This is a genomic window from Melittangium boletus DSM 14713 (assembly GCF_002305855.1).
GTDB lineage: Bacteria > Myxococcota > Myxococcia > Myxococcales > Myxococcaceae > Cystobacter > Cystobacter boletus.
Genome location: NZ_CP022163.1, coordinates 4,186,484 through 4,209,159 on the forward strand (window position 1 = coordinate 4,186,484; position 22,676 = coordinate 4,209,159).

The following is a 22,676-nucleotide window of genomic DNA, read 5'->3' on the forward strand; positions in this document are numbered from 1 at the left end:
CCGGCTCTCAGGGTTGGGGAGCCGGGTCCTTCTCGGGCGCCACGTTCCGTTCGCGGCAGGCCGTCAGATCCTGCTCGGTGCCTTGCCACAGGGAGGTGTGCAGGAGCATCTCCCCCCTGCGCATGGGGGCGATGAGCCGTTTGCCCACCGCCGTGGCGGCGTCCGCGGGTTTGATGACGGAGGCGGTGACGAACTGTTCCGGAAAGGAGCGCTGGGAGATGTGGTCGTACGTCAGCACCGTGCCCGCGGGCACATCCTCGGCCAGGCTGACGACGGGGACGAGGTTCCAACCCCGGCGGACCTGATGCTCCTTCTGCTTCACCCAGAAGAACGCCAGCATGAAGGCCACCAGGAACGTCAACACCACGCCCAGGCCAAGGCCCAGGAAGAATCCCGGGCGGCCGCGCGACTTCGTGTTCTCAACCATTCAGGGCCTCCTCGTAGAGTCGGGCGAGCGCCTTGGCCTCGTGGCTCACGCCGAAGCGCGCGCGGGCCTCCTCGGCGGCGGCGCGGCCCACGGCATGGGCGCGTCCGGGCTCGCGCAGGAGCATGCGCAGGTGCTCGCGCAGCGTGGCCACGTCCCCGGGCTCGTAGAGAAAGCCCGTGCGGCCGTGCTCGATGACGGCCGGCACGTGCGGTAGCCGCGTCACCACCGGACAGCACCCCGACGCCATGGCCTCCACCAACACCATGGAGAAGGCCTCGCCGTAGGACGGGTGCACGAGGATGCTCAGGCCCTGGTACCAGGGCACGACGTTGGAGTGCTCGCCCGCCAGCACCAGCGCTCCATTCGTCGACGCGCGCAGCTTCTGGGCCCACGCCGCGTCCTGGCCCTTGGCCAGTCCCACCAGCACGGGCGTCCACTCGGGGAACTCGGAGAGCAGCGGCTTCATCGCCTCCACGAAGTCCCCCTGGCCCTTGTTGGGGCGCACCCGGCCCACCACGCCGATGCCGAAGCGTCCGCCGAGCCCCAGCGCGCGCCAGGCCTCCTCGCGCTCCTCGGGCGGGGTGAAGCGCGTGAGGTCCACCCCATGGGTGACGATGGAGGAGGGCATGCCCATCCACTCGGCGCCCTGGGGGTTGAGGGTGACGAGCCGCTCGGCGCGGCGGGCCAGCAGCCGGGTGAAGCCGCTGGGCTTGTAGGGGCCATGGCGCGTGTAGACCAGCCGCACCCGCCGGCCGAGCAGCCGCAGCAGGAAGCCGAAGAGCAGCTCGTTGTTGCGGTGCGCGTGCCAGACGACGGGCTCCTCGCGGATGCGCCGCCACAGCTCGCCCCAGGGGATGCGCGGCACGTCCGGCGCCAGGTGTCCGCCCAGCGCCCGCGTCTCCATGAGACGTCCGAGTTCCGGGACGATGAGTTCGGTGTGGGCCGTGACGCCGGTGCGGCGCCGGTGGAAGTGGGGGTGCACGACGAGCGTCATGGGCGGGGGTGTCTCTATCACGCCGCTGGGAATGCCAACGCGGCCGCACGCGGAGCGGCCAGCCGAGAAGCACCCTCGCCCCGGTGGTGAAGAAGGACCCGTGCCACGAGGTTGACCCCTGGACGTGACTTCTGGAGTCAGCCCCATGGACAGGACAGGCAGCGCGGATCTCCCCCTTCACTCCGGCCGGGTGCCGGACTGGCTCGCCGAGCGCATGGCGCGCATGAGCCGCGTGCTCGTGGAGGCGCTCGTGCTGCACTACGGCCGCCACGAGGTGCTGCGCCGGCTCGCCCACCCCTTCTGGTTCCAGTCGCTCGGGGCCGTCATGGGCATGGACTGGCACTCCTCGGGCGTCACCACCACGGTGCTCGGCGCCCTCAAGAAGGGGCTCACCCCGGGGGGACGCCAGCTCGGGCTCTATGTCGTGGGCGGCAAGGGGCTCCAGGCCCGCCGTGCCCCGGAGGAGCTGCGCATCATCGGGGATCGGGTGGGCATCGACGCGCCCGCGCTCCTGCGCGCCAGCCGGCTCGCCGCCCGCGTGGACAGCGCCGCGGTGCAGGACGGCTTCGAGCTGTACGCGCACAGCCTCGTGTTCTCCGACGACAACGCGTGGGCCGTGGTGCAGCAGGGGATGAACCCGGCGGCGGGGCAGGCCCGGCGCTACCACTGGCTGTCCGAGGGCCTGGGCTCCTTCGTGGACGCGCCCCACGCCGCCATCGCCGGGCCCTCCCAGGGCGTCATCCTCAACCTCACGGACCGGCGGGCCGCCCGGGCGCGCGCCGCCCAGGTCCAGCTCGTGTCCGAGGGCCCCGATGCCGTGCTGGGCGTGCTGCGGGAGGTGCGCGCGGCCCAGGCGGCCCCCGTGCCCTTCACGCCGCCCCTGCCGCACCTGCAACTGCCCCTGCGCGAGGAGGTGACCCACGAGGATGTCCTCCTGCGCCGGCTCCACGGCACGCTCGCCGCCGCGGCCGAGCGGGGGCCCCGGGACTTCGCCGAGCTGCTGCTCACCCCGGGCGTGGGCGCGCGCACGGTGGCGGCCCTGGCCAGCGTGGCCGAGGTGGTGCATGGCGCGCCCTCGCGCTTCACGGACCCCGCGCGCTTCTCGCTCGCCCAGGGCGGCAAGGATCGCCACCCCTTCCCGGTCCGACTCGACGTCTATGACGAGACGCTGCGCGTGCTCCGGGGCGCGGTGGACGCCGCGCGGCTCGGCAACGACGAGCGGCTGACGGCCCTGCGCGAACTGGACCGCCAGGCGCGCCGGCTCGAGGCCGTGGCCACCGGGCCTTCCTTCGATGAACTCGTGCGGGAGGGGTGGGCGGGAGTGGGAGAATTACTGCCCACCGACGCGCCTCCTCGGCGGCCGTCCGGGCGTTCCGGGTGGCGGCGCGCGCCAGTCCCCCGGGCGCAGCTGGAGCTGCCGGGCCTGACGGATGCGGAGGGTGATGGGTCCCGACACTCGGGGTGAGGGCTCCAGGCGGGAAAGCTGCGGAACACTCGGAAAGTGACGCGCTGGGGACACGGAAGGTGGTCGACACGTGTTGTCCCGGGGGCCAGGATCGGAACGAGCCCCCATCCCCGATCCAGAGGGAGTCCTGCCGTGCCGAGCCGCAGTGCGTCCTCTCCTCCCCGCACTCCCCCCGCCATGCCCGTTTCCCGACTCGAGGGGCGGGTCCTGGTGGTGGATGACACCGAGAGCAAGCGCTACCTCATCGCCCAGACCTTGCGGCTCGCGGGCATGGAGGTCCTGGAGGCGGGGAGCGGGCAGGAGGCGCTCCTGGCCGCGGCGGGACAGCCGGACGTGGTGCTGCTGGACGTGCGTCTGCCGGACATGAGCGGCTTCGAGGTCTGTCACCTGCTCAAGACGGACCCGGTCACCGCCGCCATCCCCGTGCTCTACGTGTCCGCGCTCCTCCGGGACGAGGAGCTGGAGACGCGGCTCTTCGAGGATGGGGCGGATGGCTACGTGCCCCAACCCATCGAGCCCAAGCACCTGGTGGCCCAGACGTGGGCGCTGGTGCGCATGCGCCGCGCGGAGCTCCAACGCGAGCGCGATCGTCACGAGGCCGGGAGCGAGCAGCGGCGGTTGCATCGCGAGCTGGAGTCGAGCGAGGGGCGCCTGCGCCTGGCGCTCGAGGCCGCCGAGCTGGGCACGTGGAGCTATGACGTGGCCACCCAGGTCTATCACTGCGATGCGCGGGCCCGGGAGTTGTTCGGCATGACGCCCGAGCAGCCCGCGGACTTCGGGAGCGTGAGCGCGCGGATCCACCCCGAGGACCGGGAGCGGATGATGGCGGTGGCCCGGAGCGGCTGCCAGGGGGAGGAGGGGGGCGTCTTCAGGGTGGAGGGCCGGACGACGGGCTTCGAGGACGGACTGGTGCGCTGGCTGTCCGTGCTCGGGCGGGTCCACTTCTCGGCCGACGGACAGGTGGAGGGCGTCGCGGGCATCTGCCATGACATCACCGAGCGCAAGCTGACCGAGTGGCGCGCCGCGGAGTTCCAGGCCACCACGGCCGCTTTCTCGCATGCGCTCACCCCTCCGCAGGTCACGCGCGCGCTGCTGGAGCACGGGGTGCGGTCCATGGACGCCTTCGCGGGCTCGGTCTGGGCGGTGGAGGGCGAGGCGCTGCGCCTGCTGAGCCACTTCGGCTACGACGACGCGGTCATCCAGGCCGTCCAGCCGCCTCCACCGGGTTTTCCCGTATGGGAGGTGGCGCGCTCGGGCCGCACGGTCTGCATCCCGGGGCTCGAGGTGCTCGAGCGGGACTGGCCCGCGTTTCGTCTCGGCCTGCGCGATGCGCGCAGCCGTGCCTGGATGGGCGTGCCCCTGCGCGAGGGAGAGCGGACGGGGGGCGTGCTGTGGTTGAGCTTCGCCGCGGCCCGCCGCTTCGGCGTGGCGGAGAAGGCCCACCTGGAAGCCCTCGGTCATTTGTGCGCCCAGGCGCTCGGGCGTGCCCGGCTCTATGAAGAGGAGCGTCTGGCCAAGGAGGAAGCGCGGCGCCAGTCGGCCCTGGAGCAGCGCTTCCTGGGCATGGTGAGCCATGACTTGCGCAACCCCCTGCAGGCCATCTCCCTGGGGGCCCGTACGCTCCAGCGCATGGAGCGCCCTTCGGCCGAGGCGCTGCTGCGCATGACGGGGAGGATCGCCCACAGCGCGGACCTCATGGGGCGCATGGTGTCGGACCTGCTGGACTTCACCCGGGTGCGGCTCGGGGGCGGCATTCCCCTGGAGCGCGGGCCGGAGGACCTGGTGCGTCTGGGCCGCGAGGTGGTCGAGGAGTTCTCGATCACGCACCCCGGGAGCCGCATCCTCCTGGAGGGCGACGGCGCTTGCGCGGGCGAGTGGGATGGCTCGCGGATGCGGCAGGTGTTCGGCAACCTGCTGGGCAACGCGCTGAGGCACGCGCGCGAGGGCTCGTCCGTGCGGATGCGCGTGACGTGTACCGCGGACGAGGCCGTGTTGGAGGTGGCCAACGAGGGCGAGCCCATCCCCGAGGAGCTCCTGCCCGTGCTCTTCGAGCCCTTCCGTCGGGGCAGCTCGACGTTCCGCCCGGCGGGCAGCCTGGGACTGGGGCTGTACATCGTGCGGCAGGTGGTGGACGGGCACGGGGGGAAGGTGACGGTGCGCACCGGGCCCACCGGTACCGCCTTCACCATTCGAGTCCCCCGCGCCGTGTGCTGACTTCCCACCAGCAAGGTCGACGCGCTAGGGTGACGCGCCATGTCGGACACGCCGCTCATCTTCAATCACACCATCCAGGGCTTCTTCGCTCGTGCCTTCCCGGCTGGGGTGCCCGAGGCGCTCAAGCAGCAGCTGCGCGCGTCGGGCGTGGACCTGGACAAGCCGTTCCTGCCCGCCTACCCGGTGGAGACCTGGAGCCGCTGCATCGAGCTGAGCGCGCCCTTCGTCTTCCCGGACGAGAACCCCCAGGACGCGTGGCACAAGCTGGGCGAGCGGATGATCGACGGCTACCAGGAGACGATGATCGGCCGCGCCATGTTCGCCACGCTCAGGCTGCTCGGGCCCCGGCGCATGCTGCAGCGCAGCCGGAAGAACTTCCGCTCGGGCAACAACTACACCGACGTGGTGCTCTCCGACGTGTCGCCCACGGAGATGGACCTGTGGTTCAACGAGACGCAGGAAGTGCTGCGCCACTTCGTGGCGGGCATCGTGCTCGCGGGCATGCGCGTGGGCGGCGCCGAGCAGCCCCACGTGGACGTGCTGCGCACGGATGCCCGGGGCATCACCTACCGCGCCTCCTGGGCCCAGAAGTCCTGAGCCCTCCGCTCAGGCCGGAGGCCGTGCTCCGCCGTAGAGCGTCTCCGCGCGCTGGAAGAGCACCCAGGACGTGATGATGTACTTGTCCCCCGAGCGCGGCACGTTGCCCCGGTGGGTGTGGGTGAAGCCCGAGGGGAAGATGACGAGGCGGCCCGCCTTCGAGTCCACCTTGCGCTCCTGGTAGAAGAACTCCGTCTCGCCGCCCTCGGCCACGTCGTTCAGGTAGAACTGGAAGGCGAGCACGCGGTGCAGGGGCTCGCAGCTCGCGTCCTTGGGGAACACCTCCGAGTGCCAGTGCGGATAGCCCCCGCTGCCCTTCACGTAGCGCTGCACCTGCAGGTTGCCGTAGCGGTAGAGCACGCCGACGAGCTGATCGAAGTGGGGCTCGCCCATCTCGGCGAAGTTCTCGCGCGTGAGCGTCACGAGCTGTCCCGTCTTCGGGTGCTTCACCGACAGGGAGACCGCGCCCACCAGCGTGTAGATGTACTTGCGCAGGTAGGCCTTGAGCGGCGGGAAGGCGTGGTCGAGCAGCCGGCGGATGAGCTCCTGGTACTCGGCGTGGGGGTTGAGCAGCAGGTCGTAGCTGTCCTTCTTGCTCACGTCCACGCCGCCCCCCGTCTGGCCCCGGGTGACGTGGGGGCTCTTGGAGAAGACCTGGAGGACTTCCTGGCACAGCGCGGGCGGGAGGACGCCGTCGTGGACTTCGATGAAATCGGTCATGGCTGGAGGCGGAGTCTACCCGCAGAAAAAAAACCCCGGGGACCGCGGCACGAGGGGCCACGATTCCCGGGGTCTTGAACGCCCCTCGAGGGGACGCGGAAGGGACTACAGCGAGCCCTTGTTGAGCAGCTTGTTGACGGTGCCGGAGGGGTTGCCGCTCACGACGTTGTTGGTGGCGTTGTTCTTCAGCCACGTGTCGATGGTGGCCTGGGACGCGTCGCCGTAGGTGCCCTTGTAGAGGGCGGCCACGCCGGCCACGTGCGGCGAGGCCATGGACGTGCCGCTGATGGTGCTGGTGCCGCTGCCCGTCCAGGCGGAGGTGATGCTGCTGCCCGGGGCGTAGATGTCCACGCAGCTGCCGTAGTTGGAGTAGGTGGCGCGGGCGGTGGTGCTGGTGGTGGCGCCGACGGTGGTGACGACGGGAGCGCTGGCGGGCGAGTAGTTGCAGGCGTTGCTGTTGTCGTTACCGGCGGCCACGGCGACGAACACACCGGCGTTGGAGAGGTTGGTCACCGCGGTGTTGGTGGCGGCCGAGTAGCCACCACCGAGGCTCATGTTGGCCACGGCCGGCTTCTTGTGGTTGGTGCGCACCCAGTCGATGCCGGCGATGACGCCCGAGTTGCTGCCCGAGCCGGTGCAGCCCAGCACGCGTACGGCGTAGAGCTTGACGGCCTTGGCCACGCCGTAGGTGCTGCCACCCACCGTGCCCGCCACGTGCGTGCCGTGGCCATTGCAGTCCTGGCCGTTGCGGCCATCGCCAATGGCGTCATAACCGACGGAGGCGCGACCACCGAACTGGGGGTGGTTGGTCTGGATGCCGGTGTCGATGATGTAGGCGTTCACGTTGGACGCCGTGTTGTTGTAGGTGTAGGTGCCGTTGAGGGTGTTGGAGGTCTGGTCGATGCGGTCCAGGCCCCAGGTGGCGCCCGTCTGGGTGGCCGACTCGATGGCGAACTGATCCTCCTCGACGAACTCCACGTCCCGGCTCTGGCGCAGCTGCTTGAGCTGGGCGGCGTCCAGGGTGACGGAGAAGCCGTTGAGGGCCGTGTCATAGATGTGGTTGGGAGACACGCCGAGGATGGCGGCCACGGAGCGGGCGTTGGCGCCGTCCTTGAGCTTGACGATGTAGTCACCCTGGATGCCCATGCCGGGAGCGGCCTGGTGCAGCGGGGCCAGGCTCTCACCCAGCTCGTCCTGCTGCATGTCCATCTCACTTCCACCGCAAGCAGCCAGGGACAGCACGGAACCGAGGAACAGCACGTTTCGCACAGCGCGCATGGGGCTTCCTTCCAGGAAATGGTTCAGGGGACACGTCGCTCTCGCGAAGTGAACGGCGCCTGACATACCAAAACCTGGAAAGTTGATTCAACCGGAATTCGCAATTTCTTGAGAATAGAAAGTTAAAGCAGGATACCTTGGGGCACCATGACGCATGTGGGCGCCTGTGCCCCGGGGTCGCTGCTTTTCTCCCGGTGCTAGCGCGCGGAGAGCAACTCCACGTCGAAGACGAGGACGGAGTCGGGGGGGATGGCGCCACTGCCCGTCGAGCCGTAGCCCAGTTCCGAGGGGAGAATGAGCCGGCGCTTGCCGCCCACGCGCATGCCCACCAGCCCCTCGTCCCACCCCTGGATGACCCGGCCCTGGCCGAGCGTGAAGGAGAAGGCCGTGCGGCCCGTGCGGCGACTGGTGTCGAACAGCGTCCCGTCCGGCAACCACCCCGAGTAGTGGACCTCCAGGAGGCGGCCGTTGGTGGCCTCGGCGCCGGTGCCCACCTCCTGGTCCAGCGTGTACAGCCCCGACTCGCCGCGGTTCATCGCGGTCAGATCCACGCCCAGGGCGGCGGCATAGGTCACCTTCGTGGGGTCTCCCGAGTCCGAGCCGCAGGCGGACGACAGGGAGAGCAGCAGGCACAGGGAGAGCAGCGGCAACGGACGGTTCATGGGGGCTGTCCTTCGGAGGTCTTCGCGGGAAGAGGGAGGGGCCCGGCTGGGCTCAACGTCCCCGGGGACGGGCGCCTCCCCCGGCCCATTGATATCCCAGGGTGGCGCCCGAGCCGATGAAGCCCAGCGTCACGTACTTGCGAAAGCCCTGGAGGGTTTCGCGATTGCCCACGACTTCCTCCATCAGTCCGTGCATGGCCACGCCCAGCAGCGTGCCCGCGGCCGCTCCACCCAGGGCGCCCAGGAAGGCACGTCCCCGCTCCTGGCTGCCGCCGAAGGCGAGCTCCCCCAGGCCCCAGGTGCCCAGCGCCGCCATGGGCGGTGTGAGGACGAGTCCCGCGCCAAACGCCGCCACATCCGGCTCCGTCCACCGTCCGCCCGCCTCGGGAGGTTGCAGGAAGAGGAGCGAGCCGGGCAGCGAGCCCAGCACACCGCCCGCGACCGTCTCGGCCGCCGTCACCCACAGCCGCTCTCCGCCCAGTCGGCTCGCGCCATAGACGCCGCCGAGCGGCAAGGCCGTGAGGGAGCCGTACACCGCCCAGGCCCCGGGCGACACGGGGGCGTCCAGGGGCGTCTGCGGCTTCTGGGTCACCGGCCGCCAGCCCCGGGGGCGCTGGGGGCCGAGATCCGGTTCCCTCTTCTGGGTGGTGAATCCACCCCCTCCCGTCCCGGCCTCGGCCCGAGCGGAGTCGCGCGTGGGCGCGTCGCTCGCGGGGTCGTCCGGGGGGGGCTCGGCGCGAGCCACGGGCGCCACGAGCAGGCTCACGAGCAGGCTCACGAGGCGCGGAAGGGTCGTCGAGGGTGGGCCCATACCCCAGGGATGGGGTGGGTGTCCTCCACCGTCCACCCGGGAAGCCGTGCCAGCGGCCGTCAGCGGACAATGGAACGACGTGGATGTCCGCCGGTGGACGGGAGGCTCCGGCTCCCGGTCCAGCCCCGGGGCGCGTGACTAGCTTCCCGCCGTGACGACTCGCTGGCTCCTACCGCTGCTCGCTCTCTTCCTGGCGGGCTGTCCCATGCCGAACCACCGGCTCGCGCTGCGCATCCGCGACGACGTCCCCGACTCGCGCGAGGGCATGTCGCTCGCCTGGTATCAGACGGTGGGCGTGCCGCTCGAGCCGGGCAATGACGTGGAACTCGTCCACAACGGCCGCGTCTTCGACATCCTCGAGGAGCAGATCCGCGCCGCGCGCTCGAGCATCCACATCCTCGTCTATATCTGGCGTCCGGGAGATCCCTCGGACCGGCTCATCCAGGCCCTGCGCGAGCGCGCCCCGGGCGTCGCCTGCCGCATCCTCGTGGATCCGCTCGGCAGCCTGCGCTTCGATGACATGGTGGGGCCCCACCTGGTGGCGGCCGGCTGCGAGGTGCGCGTCTTCCGGCCCCTGCGGGGCACCATGACCCAGCTCAACCTGGAGCGCTTCCAGGCACGGTTGCACCGCAAGCTCGCCGTGTTCGACGGAGAGCGCGGGATGACGGGCGGCTGGGGCATCTGGAAGAGCTGGATTGGAGATGGGCGCAAGCCCGAGGAGTGGCGCGACGCCAACATCTTCGTGAGAGGCCCCGCGGTGCGCGGCATCCAACTGGCCTTCGCGCAGAACTGGCAGGAGGCGGGCGGGGACATGCTCTCCGCGGAGGCCTTCCCGGAGGTCATCGCCTCGCGGGGCGAGGCCCGCGCGGGCTTCGTCACCCACACGGGCGCGCCCGTGCTCACCAACGCCGAGCGCATGACCCTGCTGGCCATCGCCTCGGCGAAGAAGCGGCTGTGGATCGCCAACTCGTACTTCATCCCCACCGGCGCCATCCAGGACATGCTCATCGTCAAGGCGAGGGAGGGCGTGGACGTGCGCATCCTGGCGCCCGGTCGCCACCACGACATCCCGCCCATCCACACCGGCCAGCGCGCCACCTATGAGCGTCTGTTGGAGAACGGCGTGCGCATCTGGGAGTACCAGGTGTCGATGATGCACTCGAAGACGATCCTGGTGGACGAGCGCCTGTCCCTGGTGGGCTCGACGAACCTGGACGCGCTCGCCATTGGCGCCGACGAGGGTTCACTCGTAGTGGATGATCCCACCATGGCCGCGCAACTCGCCCGGGCCTACGAGGAGGACCTGGCGCACTCCACCGAGGTGCGCTGGGATTCGTGGCGGCGCCGGGGCCTTATCAAACGCCTGGCCGAGCGGATGACCCTGCTCTTTGGCAGCTACCTCTAAACGCCCGAGCCCCCGGCCGCTGGGTGAACGGTCGGAATGCCACCCGCTCGCCGGGTCGCGTCACGAGAGAGTCTGGCTCTTGCTCGCGGCCCGACGCTTGTCCGGTTAAGCTGTGCATCCAACCGGAAAGCGCGATGGCGGGGTGGGGTGGTCCATGCGCTCGCTTCTCCGCGGGAGGGCGGTATGCAAGGCGCCATCGACACACTCAAGAACAGCCTGGCCATCTACCAGGAGGAGCGTTTCCTGCTCGTCGGGGTCGCCTCGACCCTGTTGAGCATGAGCGCGTTCCTGCTCTTCTCCCTGCCGTGGACGTGGGTGGCCTACAAGGACCCCGAAAGTCTACGCAAGTTCCGCGTGCAGGGACGCGAGTTCCCCATCAAGCGCTGGTTCTGGCCATCGCTCGGACGCTTCCTCGTCAACGGCTTCCTGTCCTTCCTGTCGCTGGTGCTCGTCTGGCCCCTCATCCGCAACCTGCCCGGCATCCACACGGGAGAATTGCCGCCCTGGTACGTGATGGTGGGGCAGATCGCCTTCTTCATCGTCCTGGATGATTTCCTGTACTACTGGATGCACCGGACGCTGCACACGCGCTGGCTCTACAAGCACGTGCACTCGGTGCACCACCGCATCACCACGCCCTTCGCGCTCACCGGCAACTACATGCACGCGGTCGAGTTCATCTTGACCTCGACGCTGGTGCTCATCGGCCCCTCGCTCGTGGGCGCGCACGTGGTGACGCTGTGGATCTGGGTCGTCTTCCGCCAGTTCGAGGCCGCCGACGGGCACTCGGGCTATGACGTGCCGTGGAACCCGGGACTGCTGGTGCCCTTCTACAAGGGGCCCGCCTACCACGACTTCCACCACCGGCGTTTCTTCGGCAACTACGCGGGCTTCTTCGCCTACCTCGACAAGCTCTTCGGCGGCACCTACTCCAAGGGCTACGAGGAGTACCGCCGGGCCCATTCGCACCACCCTCCGGCCGAGTCCGAGCCTCCACCGGCGGCCCCGGCCGCCGCCGCGGTCCAACCCAAGCCGTAGCCTCACGCCCCGGGGGGGGCCGTCCGGCCGCGGAGTGGGACGGCCGATACCCACCCGGGGTGGAAGGGGACTCAGGGGGTTGGACGTTCAGGGCGGGTTGGCCGATCTTTCCGCTCTGCGGGGCTAGACAGGTTTAGGGCATACTCGCGCGGCTGGCGCCGGGGGTGCGTCCGAAGCCCATGTCGAGCATGTCCACCAGGATCGAGGCAGTACCAGGCGGGGCCGAGGGACCGCGGCGGCGCGAGGCCGCGCGCGTGCTCATGGTCTCCCGTCTGCTGCGGGTCCTGGACGCGCTCCTGCCCGCGGGGATGCGGGGGTCCTGCTCCGAGGAGTTGGGCCGGGGCCGGCTGCTGGTGGCGGCCCTGGGCGTGCTGCTGCTGTGTGACGTGCTGTTCTTCCTCACCTTCGTGCCCCAGGCGCGCTCCCCCGGGCCCCTCATCCTCGTGGGGACGGTCTGCGCGGTGGGGTACGCGGCGGCGTTCGGGCTGCTGCACTGGAGTGGCTCGTCCCGGCCCGCGGCGCTGCTCATGTGCGGGATGCTCACGTGCGGCTACGCGGTGAGCACGCTCAACAGCAGGGTCGCGCCCACGAGCGCCCATCCCTTCTGCATGCTCATCCCCCTGTTGTCGGTGTACCTGCTGGGGCCGCGTCCGGGGTTCTTCTTCACGCTGGTGACCTGCCTGCACGTGGGCGTGTTGCTGCCCCTGCTCTTCGGCGCGAGTGCGTGGGCGCGCAACTACTCCACCGCCTTCTGCCTGATGGGGGCCTGGGCGCTCACCTGCCTGCTCATCACGGCGCGCAACCACGCCAACCAGGCCCTGGAGCGGGCCCTGCGCTCGCTGCGCGAGCACGAGCGCAAGCTGACGAGCCTGCTGGAGAACACCGAGGACATCGTGTGCTCGGTGGACGCGCGGGGCCGGCTCATCGCGGCCAATCCGGCGCTCGGGGAGATGTACCGGGAGCTGCTCGGGAGCGAGCCCCAGCCGGGAGAGATCCTCTTCCCGGAGACCACGCCCCCGAGCGTGCTCCGGCGCTGGGTGGCCTGCTCTTCCCAGGTCCTCGCGGGCAAGCGCGTGCGCTTCGAGGCTTCTCCCTCGCGCCTCAAGAGGCCCCGGGTGCTCGACATCTCGCTCAACCCGGTGTTCGACCTGTCGGGAAGCGTGGTGGGGATGACCATCTTCGGCCGCGACATCACCGAGCGCAAGGAGGCCGAGACGAAGCTGGGCGAGATGCACCGCAGCCTCCTGGACGTGTCCCGCCAGGCGGGCATGGCGGAGATCGCCACCGGGGTTCTGCACAATGTGGGCAACGCGCTCAACAGCGTCAACGTGTCGGTGAACCTGCTGGCCGAGCGACTGCACCGCTCCCGGGTCCATCCGGGCCTGACCCGGGCCACGCACCTGCTTGGCGAGCACTCGGCGGACCTGGGCACCTTCCTCACCGAGGATCCCCGCGGACGGCAGCTGCCGGAGTATCTACGGACCCTCACGGGGCAGATGTCCCGCGAGCGCTCGGAGTTGCTGGACGAGGTGCACACCCTGCTCAAGAGCCTGGATCACATCAAGTCGGTGGTGAGCATGCAGCAGGAGCACGCGCGCTTCTCGGGCGTGGTGGAGCGCCTGGACGTGACGGGGCTGCTGGATGACGCCCTGCGGCTGCAGGCGGTGTCGCTCGAGCGCGGAGGCATCGGGGTGCGGCGCGAGTACACCGAGGGCTTCCTCGTGCGGGTGGATCGGCACAAGCTCTTGCAAATCCTGCTCAACCTCCTGAGCAACGCGCGCCACTCGCTCGTGGAGAGCGGTCGGCCGGACAAGGTCCTCACCATCCGCGTGCAGCGCATCTCCGACGAGCGGTTGCGTATCGCGGTGGCGGATAATGGGGTAGGCATCGCGCCGGAGGATGCGCCACGCCTGTTCACCCAGGGTTTCACCACGAAGAAGGACGGCCACGGTTTTGGCCTCCACATCAGCGCGCTGGCGGCGGCGGAGATGGACGCGTTCCTCTCCTGCGCGAGCGAGGGCCGCGGCCAGGGCGCCACCTTCACCATTGAGCTGCCCGTCTCGGGCGAGGAGAGCAGGGTATGAGCGGGCCCAGCACAAGCACGGCCAACCGCCGCATTCTGGTGGTGGACGACAACCAGGCCATTCACCAGGACTTCCGCAAGATTCTGTGCGCCCCACCGGCCACCGCCGCGCTGGACGCCATGGAGGCCGCGCTCTTCGGCGGCGTGGCGGCCCCCAGCGCGGACGCGGGCTTCGAGGTGGATTCGGCCCACCAGGGCGAGGAGGGCGTGGCGCGCGTGAAGGCGGCCATGGCCGAGGGGCGCCCCTATGCGCTCGCCTTCGTGGACATCCGCATGCCGCCGGGCATCGACGGGGTGGAGACGGCGCTGCGCCTGTGGAAGGAGGACGAGGATCTCCAGGTGGTGCTCTGCTCGGCCTACTCCGACTACTCGTGGGAGGAGATGACGCAGCGGCTGGGCGTCAGCCAGCGCCTGCTCATCCTGCGCAAGCCCTTCGACAACATCGAGGTGCGCCAGCTCGCCCACGCGCTCACGGAGAAGTGGGCCCTCCTGCGCCAGAGCCACAGGCGCATGGAGGACCTGACGCGCGAGGTGCAGGAGTGGACCCAGGAGCTGGCGATCGCCAATGACCGGCTGCGCAAGGAGATGGAGGACCGGGCGAAGCTCGAGGTCCGCCTGGTGCAGGCGCAGCGGCTCGAGGCGCTCGGTCGGCTCACGGCGGGGCTCGCGCATGAGATCAACAACCCCCTGAGCGTCATCATGGCGAGCGTGGGCTTCATGCGCTCGGAGCTGGAGGAGCACACCAAGGGCGGCCGCTCCCTGGACTCGAGCGAGCTGAGCGAGGTGTGCTCGGACGCGCTCATCGGCGCCGAGCGCATCCTCCGCATCGTCAATGACTTCCGGCTCTTCTCGCGGCTGGACAGCGAGCCGCAGAAGCTGGTGGACCTGCGCGAGGTGCTGGACCATGCCCTGTCCGGGGCGAGCTACAACCTGGGCAAGGCGCAGGTGGTGCGTGACTTCCAGGACGTGCCGCCCGTGTGGGGCAGCGAGCAGGGTCTGGAGCAGGTGTTCATGGGCCTGCTCAACAACGCGGGCTACGCCACCAAGGGCGGGGAGGATCCGCGGGTGAGCGTCATCGCGCGCCAGCGCGAGGAGGGGTGGGTGATGGTGGAGGTGCGCGACAACGGGGTGGGCATCGCCCCGGAGCACCTGGGCCGCATCTTCGATCCCTTCTTCACCACCAAACCGCCGGGCACGGGCACGGGCCTGGGCCTGTCCATCTGCTACGGCATCGTCTCGGGCCTGGGCGGCGCCATCGAGGTGGACAGCACTCCGGGCAAGGGCTCCACCTTCCGGGTGAAGCTGCCCCGGGCACCCGAGAACGCGGCGGCCCTCTGAGCGTGTCCTCCATGGCCCCCGTCATCCGCCCCGCCCGCCCCGAGGATGGCCCCGCGCTCGGGAGGATGGGCGCGGCGCTCATCCAGATGCACCATGACCAGGACCCCCGGCGCTTCATGGCGCCCGGCGACGACGCGGAGTCCGGCTACCGGTGGTGGCTGACGAAGGAACTCAAGCGCGCGGGCGCGGTGGTGCTGGTGGCCGAGCGGGAGGGCGCGGTGGTGGGCTACGCCTATGGCACCGTGGAGGGCCGGGACTGGAACGCGCTCCGGGAGCCCCATGGCGAGCTGCATGACCTGTGGGTGGAGGCCTCCGCGCGGGGGGGCGGCGTGGGCGCGGCGCTCGCCGAGGAGTTGGTGCGGCGGCTGCGCGCCCAGGGCGTGCCGCGCATCATGCTGATGGCCGAGGTGGGCAACGACTCCGCGCGGCGGCTCTTCACGCGCTTGGGGTGGCGCCCCACCATGGTGGAGATGACGCGCGAGCTGGTGCCTCCATCCGAGGCCTGATCGACGGGTAGTGGATGTCCGGGGCGCAAGCTGTGCTGGCCAGAGGACAACCTGCCCTTGGGTCCAAGGGAGTGTCCTGGACCCCAGTGCGTACGGTCTTTCCACGGTTCCGGGCTGATCCGGTCCGACGTGGAGGAGCGCCGTGTCTGGATTCCCGTCCCCTCGCAGCAGTCTGCCGTGTCTCGCCGCCCGCGCATCCGGTCCCTGGCCGGTGGCGCGTCGAGTGAAAGACGGACAGGCGTACTTTCCCCAGGCGGTGGCCTCGGGAGAGCCTGGGGCCCATGACGTGGTGTTGTGGACCCGGGCGGTGGATCCCCGGCATCCGGGCGCCCGGCTCTCGCTCTCCCTCCAGGTCGCCCGGGACGCGCGCTTCGAGCACCGCGTGCTGGAGTCCTCCGGGCTCTCCACCTCGTGCGCGCATGATCACACCTTGAAGGTCCGGGTGACGAACCTGGAGCCGTGCACGCGCTATCACTACCGCTTCCTCGTGGAGAAGGACGGCCAGTGCCTGGGCTCCGTCACGGGCCGCACGCGCACCGGCCCCGAGTCCCTCCAGGAGCGGCCCCTGCACTTCGTGGTGGCCCACTATCAGGACTTCCTGCGCGGGGGGCGGCTCCTGGCGCACGGAGAGGATCCGGACTTCATCCTCTTCATGGCCGACTCCCTGCACGACGCCGGAGGCCGTCCGCTCGCCCCGTCCGCCGCGCCCTCGGTGTCGCGCTCCCGGGATTTGTGCCGCGCCTGGCGGGCCCTGCCGGGCCCGAGGCGCTGGCACACGGACTACCCCGTGCTCGTCATGTGGGACGACACCCGTCCCGCGCGGTGGCAGGCCACGCGGCGGGCCCTGTGTGACTACCTGCCCGTGGACATGCCCGCCGAACCCCTGGGGGAAGGCCCCCGGACGCGCTCCCCGGTGGCCGACGCCGCGTGACGCTCAGGCGGTGGCGAGCGCGGGGGCTTGCTTCGTCACCAGTCCCACGTAGAGCGCGTCGAACAGGAGGATGGACAGGCTCAGGAAGGTGAGGAAGTGCAGCCCTCCGAGCCAGCTCTGCGTCTGGCCAATCACCCAATGGCATTCAATGGACGTGCCCAGCGTGCCGAGCATCTTGCACCACGCCGCCGGGACGGACAGTCCCCGTCCTCCCTGCTGTCTCCGGGAGAAGTAGAAGAAGAGGAAGGTGACGCTCATGACGAGGTTCACCATGAAGGCGCCCATCAGCCCGAGCAGATCATGGTACTGCACGTGGAAGGCATACAGTCCAAACACGGACAGCAGCACCGTGCCGAGGACGATGGCGTGGAAATGGCGTCGCAGTTCCGGAATGGGTTGCAGGGCCGGGCCGTAGCGCAGGAGCTGGTAGACGATGACCAGGTCCACGAAGAACCACACCCGGTCGAAGAACAGCCACAAGGCCACGGGATTGGGCAGCACCCAGGCGGCGAGGAATTCCCACGCCAGGTTCATGCAGATGGCCACCAGGGGCAGGCCATACGACTTGTCCCGGAAGCACTGACGGATGATGAAGCCATAGGCCATGATCCAGAGAACGCAGCCCACCTCCCCGATGATGTTGAACCAGGCGAGGGGATCCAACGGCCCGCCGGGGAGCGACTGATGGAGGACGAGGGTCGGGTGCATGGTTCAGGCCACCCTCAGGCTGGCGTCCGTGACGAGCGCGTCCTGCACCCGATGCGTCCCCGAGGGGCGGCGCACCAGGGGCTTGAGGTTCCAGCTCGTCTGCAATTGCTCCGGAATGTGGAAGTGGGTGCGCTGGCCCCCGGCCTCCGCCCGCAGCATCGCCTCGACGATGTCCTTGCTCAGCAGGCGCAGGAGCTTGGCGGGCAGGAAGGTGTGGTCCCCCACCCAGTCGGTGAAGCCGCCCACGCAGGTGATGGCCTGCGCGATGCTCGTCGTCCAGTCCGGCCGGGGCACCTGCATCATGTCCGCCACGTTGAGCCCCTGCCATTGGTCCTGGTCGAGGAAGAAGTGGATCATGCTCGCGGGCAGACCCTCCAGGGGCCTGGGCACCATCTCCTTCATGCCCTCGATGAGCGCGCCCGTCAGGGCCACGCCCTCGGGACAGGGCTCCACCTGGCGTTGGCGGATGAGCAGGGTGAGCGCGCGCGCCTCGTCCAGGCTGTCCGGCAGCAGCCGCTCGGTCACGCCGAGGATCCTCCCCACGGCCTTCCAGGCATACATCCAGGCGTCCTGCTGCTCTGGCGTCAGCTCGATGCGCAGTGCCTTCATGCCCTCGAGCACGACATAGGAGAACGTCATCAGCGTGCCGGCCATGTCCTCCTGGTTGATGGGCTCTCCCAGCTCCCGCGCGGGCCAGGGGGCGCGCCAGTCCCGGCGGATCATGTGGCGGACGGCCGCGTGCATCAGCCGCACCTTCTGCGTGGTGCGCACTCCCCGGCCATTGCTCTCCAGGCCCCCCTGGCTCATCACGTCCACGACCATCTGCGCCGTCTCGAAGACGCGCCGCACCGGGCGGTTGCGCAGCGAGCCCGTGCGCGCGAGCACCTGCACCCCCCGGCGCGCCGCGTACGCCGCCGGCAGGGAGTAGAAGCCGAGGATCATCATCACCTCGGGGCCGAACAGCTCGAAGACCTCCTGGGCCCGGCGCAGCTTCTCCGCGTCCAGCCGGGGCACGGACGCCTTGGTGCGCAGCAGGTACTCCATCACGTAGGCGGGCAGTTTGTTGGAGGGTAGATCGTCGTTTCCCACCAGCGAGCGCATGAGCTGGTTGACCGAGTCCACCTTTCCATCCGCGAACAGCTTCTCGATGACTCCATCGGCGAGCGGATCCATCTGCATCCGCATGTCGTCCATGAAGTCGTGAGTCCAGAGGCTCGACGGCATGTATGTGACTCCTCGCGGGCGATTTCTTGGAACCGCTCCCCCCCCGCGCTACCGGTCAGCCTAAACCTCTGGGCGAGGTCACGCTGTGAAGCAATTCACAAGACAATGCTTTTGGGCATGGGTTGTCCGGGGAGTGTTGAGGGGTACTCCCACCTGTCGAGCGCTTGTATCAACCCGTGAGCACCCAGGTGCTCGAACAGCCGGCGCGCCTGGTGGTGGTGGAGGACGCGGGTGGCGCTCGAGGGAGCGGCGGCACGGGCGAGCGCCTGGTGGGCAAGGCCCTCGTCGGTGGGCATGCGGTAGGCGCGCGCGTACTCGAGCGCGCGCCGCCAGAGTGTCTGGGCTCGGGCGGGCTTTCCCTCGAGCCAGGCGCGGGTGCCCTCCAGGCGCGCGGCGCGGCTGAGCGCGGTGGGGTACAGACGGCTCGCCTTGTGCAGGACACGCAGGGACTCGCGCATCAAGGCGCGGACCTCGGCCTGCACGGAGGCACTGGCGCCCTGGGCCTCCTCCCACAATTCCAGACAGGCTTGCACCAGCGCGCTGAGCGAGGTGACGTCGGACCAGACCACCACGGGCCGCAGACGCAGCATGCGCAAGGCCTCGCGGGCGTGGCCCAGGGACTGCACACCCTCGCCCGCGCGGTACGCCACGAGCGCCGCGTTGCAGTGGTAGCGCAGCACGGCGAGGGGATCCGAGTGGGGCAGCAGCGCCTGGGCCTCGCGCAGCCGCGTCTGGGCCTCCTCCAGCCGGGCGAGCTGCAGCAGCGTGGGCGCCATCTCCGAGAGGGCCCACATGGAGTTGACGGCGCTCGCGGCCTCGGTGGCCACCTGGAGCAGGGTTTCTCGCACGGCCTGGGCGGCGCCCGGCGCGCGCGCCATCTCCAGCCCCATGCCCAGCACCTCCAGGCCCGTGCACTGGGTGAAGCAGTCATTGATTCGCCGGGCCGCGGCGATTCCCCGCTCCACCTGCCGCAGGCCCTCTTCCCAGCGGCCGAAGGTGAGGTGGTAGGCGCCCTCGACCACGTCGGTGTGGGGACTGGGGCCGGAGGCGCCCGCGCGGCGGAAGTAGTGGCGCGCGAGTCCCCGCGCGCGGCCCATGCCCGCCATGTAGCCCAGCGCGTTGTAGGACACGGCCGCGGTGGAGAAGGCGCGCGCCCGCTCCGCCCGGTTCACCGCGGCGAAGTTGGAGGTGATGCTCTCGAGGAGCCGGTTCTCGTAGAAGGTCTGCTCGGAGAGGAGGGCGAAGAGGCCCGCGGCGAGCGTGAGCCGTTCGCGCTCCTCGTCCGAGGGCGGAGCGGGAGGCCGCCCGCGCGACAGGACGAGCCGCGCGAGGTGCTGGCCGCCTTCCACGAGGAGCCGGCGCATCCAGGCCCAGCGGTTGACGGGGCGCGAGTCGCCGAGCAGCCGCAGGGCGCGGTCCCCCTGGGTGAGCGCGGGCTCCATCTCCCCCAGGGCGTGGTGCGCCGCGGCGAGCCGGGCGTGCCAGCGGGTGGCGCGCGGGGGAGGCGTGGGGGGGCCGCTCGCGGACAACTCCAGGGCCTGGGTGAGCAGGGTGATGGCTTCCCGGGGAGCGCCGCGCGCCGCGGCTGTCTCGGCGGCGCGCTCCAGATAGGACAACGCCCGCTCGGGCTCCTCCGCCCGGTGCCAGTGGTGGGCGAGCAGGGGCAGGTGTTCCGCTCCGTGCCCCGCGCGCTCGTGGTGCTGGGCCACGGCGCGGTGCAGCTCGCGCCGCTGGGAGAAGGCCATGAGGTGGTAGGCCGCTTCCTGGATGAGGACGTGCTTGAAGGCATACACGGGGCCCTCGTCCGAGGGCGCCTCGGGCTCCACGAGCCCCAGGCGGTGCAGGGCGGCGAGCTGCTCGGGCAGTGACGCGCGATCCGACTCCACGGGGTGGATGTCGCGCAGGAGCGCGAAGGGAAAGGTGCGGCCCAGCACGCTGGCCACCTTCACGGTGAGCTGCTGCTGTGGCGTCAGGCGATCCATCCGGCTGATGAGCAGGCCCTGGATGGTGCCGGGAATCCCCGGCGCGGGTTGCCCACCCGTGCCCGACACCCAGCGGCACTCGCCCCGCTCGACGGTGAGGTGGCCCGCGTCGCGCAGGGCGCACGCCAGTTGCTCGCTGAAGAAGGGGTGGCCCTCGGCGCGCTCGCGCAGGAGCGTCACCACGGGGGTGGGCAGCCGCCGCGCGCCGAGCCGCTGGCACACGAGCGTGAGCACCTCGTCCTGGGGCATGCGCTCGAGCGACAGGTTCAGCGTGCCGGGCGCCTCGCGCAGCTGCCGGTACTCGGCGATGGCCGTCTCGGCGGGAGGCCGCGTGCAGAGCACCAGCAACAGCCGTTTGACGCGGCGCTGCACCGCGAGCGCCAGCTCCCACGAGGCCGAGTCCATCCAATGCGCGTCGTCCAGCACCACCACGCGGGGCCGCTCGCGGCTGGCATCGTCGAGAAGCTGCACCAGCAACTCGCGGGTGTTGGCTCCGCGCAAGGCGGCCGTCATGTGCTGGGGCAAGTCGCCCTCGGGCAGCTGCACGGGCAGCACCCCGTTGAGCAGCGGCGCCCAGGCGGCCTGCTCGGGCCGGTGGCGCATGCGCTGGAGCAGGTGCGCGGCGCGGGTGGCCGCGTCCTGGGCTCCCTCCAGTCCGAGGAGGGCGGGGAGCACGGAGCGCCAGGCATGGTAGGCCCGGGAGCGCTCCTCGGGCGAGCCCGCGCCCTGGGCGGTGGACAGGCCCCGGGCGCGCGCCTCCTCCAGCGCCTCCGCCACCAGCACGGACTTGCCCATGCCGGCCTCCGCGTCGATGAGCACGGTGCCCCCCGTGCCCGCCTCGGCCAGCGCGCGCACCGCGGCGGACAGCCGCGAGCGCTCGTGCTGACGTCCCACCACCCGGGTGCTCCGCCCACTTTCCGGCTCCAGTCCGCTCTCCTGGGGCCTGAAGATGGGTACGGAGTGGGTGATGCCCTTCATCTTGAGGGGCGGCAGCAGCTCGAAGCGCACCCGTGAGGCGGACAGTTGCAGCGTGGAGGCGTCGCACAGGATGTCGTCCACGGCGGCTTGCATCAGCCGCGCCGCCAGGTTCACCGTGTGGCCCACCATCACGTACTCGCGCCGGGTGTCCCCGCCCATGGTGCCGCAGAAGACGCGCCCGGTGGCCAGCCCCAGCCGGTACGTCGCGCCTCGCTCCCGCAGCGCCGCGCGCACCTCGAGCGCCGCCTGCACCGCGCGCACCGCGTCGTCCTCGTGCGACAGGGGTGGCAGTCCGAAGGCCGCCACCATCACCACGCCCTTGTCGTCCACCACCACCTGGTTGGCGCTGCCCCCGTGGCGGAAGAGGATGGCCTGGAGGGTGCGCAGCGCGAGCTGCAACGCCTCGGGATGCTGGCTCGCGGCGAACGCTGGGTCTCCCAGGTTGATGAAGAGCACCGTGACGGTGCGGAACTCGGACAGCCATTGGCCATGGCCGGCCTCCAGCCGCAGGGAGACGACGCGCGGCAGGTAGGCGCGCAGCGCGGGCTCCAGGTGGGGCGCGGGTTCCATGGGGAGCACGGTGGGCAGGGGGACGGGCGCGAGCGCGAGCAGCTTGAAGCCCGCCGGGCCCCGGGGCTCGCCCTGGGCCTCGGGCACGTGGCGCCAGGCCTGGGGGCCGACGATGATGTCTCCTGGCTGCGCCGCGTGCTCCGCCTGGACCATCTCCAGCAGGGGCTCCCCCGAGGCGAGGAAGTCCCAGTGGCCCTGCTCGCCCCCCACGTCGGACAGCCGCACGCGGCCCGCGCCGATGCCCACCTTGATGCGCGTGCGCATCCCGGCCACCGGCATGCTCGCCTCGATGAGGGACTGGGCCACCAGGGCGCACCGCGCCGCGAGCGTCACCGCGCGAGGCAACTCCTCCTGGGACTCCGCCGGCCAGAGCGCCACCAGCGCGTCCCCGGCGAAGCGCAGCACGTCACCCCCGTGGGCGCGCAGGGTGTCGATGAGCTGGGAGAAGTAGGCGTCGAGGAGTTCCCGCAGACGCTCGGCGCCCGAGGGGCCACCCTGGTCCAGCGTCTCGGCGAGGGGGGTGAAGCCCGTGAGGTCGGCGAAGAGGACCGCGCCGGGCTGCTCGCGCCAGGCCCCTTCGCGGGGGCGCGTGTCATCCTCCCGCAGGGCCCGCATGAGCGAGCCGGGCAGGAACGCCGCGAGGGCGTGCAACCTCGAGAGGGGTGTCATTGCGGGGGCGTGGGGGCGCCCCTACCTAGCAGAGGGCTGTGCTCCCGTCACCCCTGGGAAAGGGATTGGCGGGCAG

18 protein-coding genes are annotated in these 22,676 nt (G+C 70.6%); 9 read left to right on the forward strand and 9 right to left on the reverse strand.

Going from position 1 to position 22,676, the window contains the following annotated elements; all coding sequences use genetic code 11:
* Positions 1–7: 7 nt before the first annotated feature.
* Together MEBOL_RS17735 and MEBOL_RS17740 are read right to left on the reverse strand one after the other, a co-directional pair.
* Complete coding sequence (locus MEBOL_RS17735; protein WP_095978551.1) at positions 8–427, reverse strand: SAF domain-containing protein; 420 nt, start codon at positions 425–427, stop codon at positions 8–10.
* Positions 420–1,421, reverse strand: coding sequence for a glycosyltransferase family 4 protein (locus tag MEBOL_RS17740; protein ID WP_095978552.1), 1,002 nt, complete (start codon positions 1,419–1,421; stop codon positions 420–422). Before MEBOL_RS17740 ends, MEBOL_RS17735 begins: the two co-directional genes overlap by 8 nt.
* Positions 1,422–1,566: 145 nt before the next feature.
* On the opposite strand from MEBOL_RS17740, the gene MEBOL_RS17745 reads away from it, so the two are divergent.
* From MEBOL_RS17745 to MEBOL_RS17755, 3 genes are all read left to right on the forward strand, one after another.
* On the forward strand, positions 1,567–2,886 hold the full coding sequence (locus MEBOL_RS17745; RefSeq protein ID WP_095978553.1) for a DUF763 domain-containing protein: 1,320 nt from the start codon (positions 1,567–1,569) through the stop codon (positions 2,884–2,886).
* A gap of 177 nt (positions 2,887–3,063) precedes the next feature.
* A complete protein-coding gene (locus MEBOL_RS17750; RefSeq protein WP_157775116.1) occupies positions 3,064–5,100 on the forward strand; it encodes a hybrid sensor histidine kinase/response regulator in 2,037 nt (678 codons plus the stop codon).
* 39 nt (positions 5,101–5,139) lie between these two features.
* Positions 5,140–5,697 carry a DUF2378 family protein gene (locus MEBOL_RS17755; RefSeq protein WP_095978555.1) on the forward strand — a complete coding sequence of 186 codons (558 nt, stop codon included), beginning with the start codon at positions 5,140–5,142 and terminating at the stop codon, positions 5,695–5,697.
* Positions 5,698–5,706: 9 nt separating this feature from the next.
* On the opposite strand, the gene MEBOL_RS17760 is transcribed toward MEBOL_RS17755, so the two are convergent.
* The 4 genes from MEBOL_RS17760 to MEBOL_RS17775 form a co-directional block, all read right to left on the reverse strand.
* The gene (locus MEBOL_RS17760; protein WP_095978556.1) at positions 5,707–6,417 is read right to left on the reverse strand and encodes a 2OG-Fe(II) oxygenase; all 711 of its coding nucleotides are present in this window, start codon (positions 6,415–6,417) and stop codon (positions 5,707–5,709) included.
* Between the two features lie 105 nt (positions 6,418–6,522).
* Positions 6,523–7,695, reverse strand: a complete 1,173-nt coding sequence (locus MEBOL_RS17765; protein ID WP_170115532.1) for a S8 family peptidase — start codon at positions 7,693–7,695, stop codon at positions 6,523–6,525.
* A 197-nt stretch (positions 7,696–7,892) separates the two neighbouring features.
* On the reverse strand, positions 7,893–8,357 hold the full coding sequence (locus MEBOL_RS17770; protein WP_095978558.1) for an FKBP-type peptidyl-prolyl cis-trans isomerase: 465 nt from the start codon (positions 8,355–8,357) through the stop codon (positions 7,893–7,895).
* Positions 8,358–8,409: 52 nt separating this feature from the next.
* On the reverse strand, positions 8,410–9,135 hold the full coding sequence (locus MEBOL_RS17775; RefSeq protein ID WP_245919856.1) for a hypothetical protein: 726 nt from the start codon (positions 9,133–9,135) through the stop codon (positions 8,410–8,412).
* A 184-nt stretch (positions 9,136–9,319) separates the two neighbouring features.
* Here MEBOL_RS17775 and MEBOL_RS17780 point away from each other — a divergent pair, with 184 nt between their 5' ends.
* From MEBOL_RS17780 to MEBOL_RS17805, 6 genes are all read left to right on the forward strand, one after another.
* Positions 9,320–10,573, forward strand: a complete 1,254-nt coding sequence (locus tag MEBOL_RS17780; protein WP_095978560.1) for a phospholipase D-like domain-containing protein — start codon at positions 9,320–9,322, stop codon at positions 10,571–10,573.
* Between the two features lie 183 nt (positions 10,574–10,756).
* Positions 10,757–11,611 carry a sterol desaturase family protein gene (locus MEBOL_RS17785; RefSeq protein ID WP_095978561.1) on the forward strand — a complete coding sequence of 285 codons (855 nt, stop codon included), beginning with the start codon at positions 10,757–10,759 and terminating at the stop codon, positions 11,609–11,611.
* Positions 11,612–11,799: 188 nt separating this feature from the next.
* A complete protein-coding gene (locus tag MEBOL_RS17790) occupies positions 11,800–13,695 on the forward strand; it encodes an ATP-binding protein (protein ID WP_245919858.1) in 1,896 nt (631 codons plus the stop codon).
* A complete protein-coding gene (locus MEBOL_RS17795) occupies positions 13,692–15,032 on the forward strand; it encodes a hybrid sensor histidine kinase/response regulator (protein ID WP_095978562.1) in 1,341 nt (446 codons plus the stop codon). Before MEBOL_RS17790 ends, MEBOL_RS17795 begins: the two co-directional genes overlap by 4 nt.
* Before the next feature lie 11 nt (positions 15,033–15,043).
* A complete protein-coding gene (locus tag MEBOL_RS17800; RefSeq protein ID WP_095982844.1) occupies positions 15,044–15,538 on the forward strand; it encodes a GNAT family N-acetyltransferase in 495 nt (164 codons plus the stop codon).
* A gap of 223 nt (positions 15,539–15,761) precedes the next feature.
* Positions 15,762–16,469 carry a PhoD-like phosphatase N-terminal domain-containing protein gene (locus MEBOL_RS17805; RefSeq protein ID WP_157775119.1) on the forward strand — a complete coding sequence of 236 codons (708 nt, stop codon included), beginning with the start codon at positions 15,762–15,764 and terminating at the stop codon, positions 16,467–16,469.
* A gap of 3 nt (positions 16,470–16,472) precedes the next feature.
* On the opposite strand, the gene MEBOL_RS17810 is transcribed toward MEBOL_RS17805, so the two are convergent.
* The 3 genes from MEBOL_RS17810 to MEBOL_RS17820 all read right to left on the reverse strand — a co-directional run bounded on the left by MEBOL_RS17810 (position 16,473) and on the right by MEBOL_RS17820 (position 22,582).
* Positions 16,473–17,177 (reverse strand): transmembrane-type terpene cyclase, encoded by a 705-nt coding sequence (locus MEBOL_RS17810; protein ID WP_095978564.1) that lies wholly within the window; start codon positions 17,175–17,177, stop codon positions 16,473–16,475.
* Positions 17,178–17,180: 3 nt separating this feature from the next.
* Positions 17,181–18,401: an oxygenase MpaB family protein gene (locus MEBOL_RS17815; RefSeq protein WP_095978565.1), complete on the reverse strand. Its 1,221-nt coding sequence runs from the start codon at positions 18,399–18,401 to the stop codon at positions 17,181–17,183.
* Positions 18,402–18,496: 95 nt separating this feature from the next.
* Positions 18,497–22,582: an AAA family ATPase gene (locus MEBOL_RS17820; RefSeq protein WP_170115533.1), complete on the reverse strand. Its 4,086-nt coding sequence runs from the start codon at positions 22,580–22,582 to the stop codon at positions 18,497–18,499.
* Between the last annotated feature and the right edge of the window lie 94 nt (positions 22,583–22,676).

Excerpts from the sequence above, each read along its gene's own strand:
- MEBOL_RS17735 (WP_095978551.1), bottom strand. The coding sequence starts at position 427 with ATGGTTGAGAACACGAAGTCGCGCGGCCGCCCGGGATTCTTCCTGGGC.
- MEBOL_RS17740 (WP_095978552.1), bottom strand. The coding sequence starts at position 1,421 with ATGACGCTCGTCGTGCACCCCCACTTCCACCGGCGCCGCACCGGCGTC.
- MEBOL_RS17745 (WP_095978553.1), top strand. The coding sequence starts at position 1,567 with ATGGACAGGACAGGCAGCGCGGATCTCCCCCTTCACTCCGGCCGGGTG.
- MEBOL_RS17750 (WP_157775116.1), top strand. The coding sequence starts at position 3,064 with ATGCCCGTTTCCCGACTCGAGGGGCGGGTCCTGGTGGTGGATGACACC.
- MEBOL_RS17755 (WP_095978555.1), top strand. The coding sequence starts at position 5,140 with ATGTCGGACACGCCGCTCATCTTCAATCACACCATCCAGGGCTTCTTC.
- MEBOL_RS17760 (WP_095978556.1), bottom strand. The coding sequence starts at position 6,417 with ATGACCGATTTCATCGAAGTCCACGACGGCGTCCTCCCGCCCGCGCTG.
- MEBOL_RS17765 (WP_170115532.1), bottom strand. The coding sequence starts at position 7,695 with ATGCGCGCTGTGCGAAACGTGCTGTTCCTCGGTTCCGTGCTGTCCCTG.
- MEBOL_RS17770 (WP_095978558.1), bottom strand. The coding sequence starts at position 8,357 with ATGAACCGTCCGTTGCCGCTGCTCTCCCTGTGCCTGCTGCTCTCCCTG.
- MEBOL_RS17785 (WP_095978561.1), top strand. The coding sequence starts at position 10,757 with ATGCAAGGCGCCATCGACACACTCAAGAACAGCCTGGCCATCTACCAG.
- MEBOL_RS17790 (WP_245919858.1), top strand. The coding sequence starts at position 11,800 with ATGTCCACCAGGATCGAGGCAGTACCAGGCGGGGCCGAGGGACCGCGG.
- MEBOL_RS17795 (WP_095978562.1), top strand. The coding sequence starts at position 13,692 with ATGAGCGGGCCCAGCACAAGCACGGCCAACCGCCGCATTCTGGTGGTG.
- MEBOL_RS17800 (WP_095982844.1), top strand. The coding sequence starts at position 15,044 with ATGGCCCCCGTCATCCGCCCCGCCCGCCCCGAGGATGGCCCCGCGCTC.
- MEBOL_RS17810 (WP_095978564.1), bottom strand. The coding sequence starts at position 17,177 with ATGCACCCGACCCTCGTCCTCCATCAGTCGCTCCCCGGCGGGCCGTTG.
- MEBOL_RS17815 (WP_095978565.1), bottom strand. The coding sequence starts at position 18,401 with ATGCCGTCGAGCCTCTGGACTCACGACTTCATGGACGACATGCGGATG.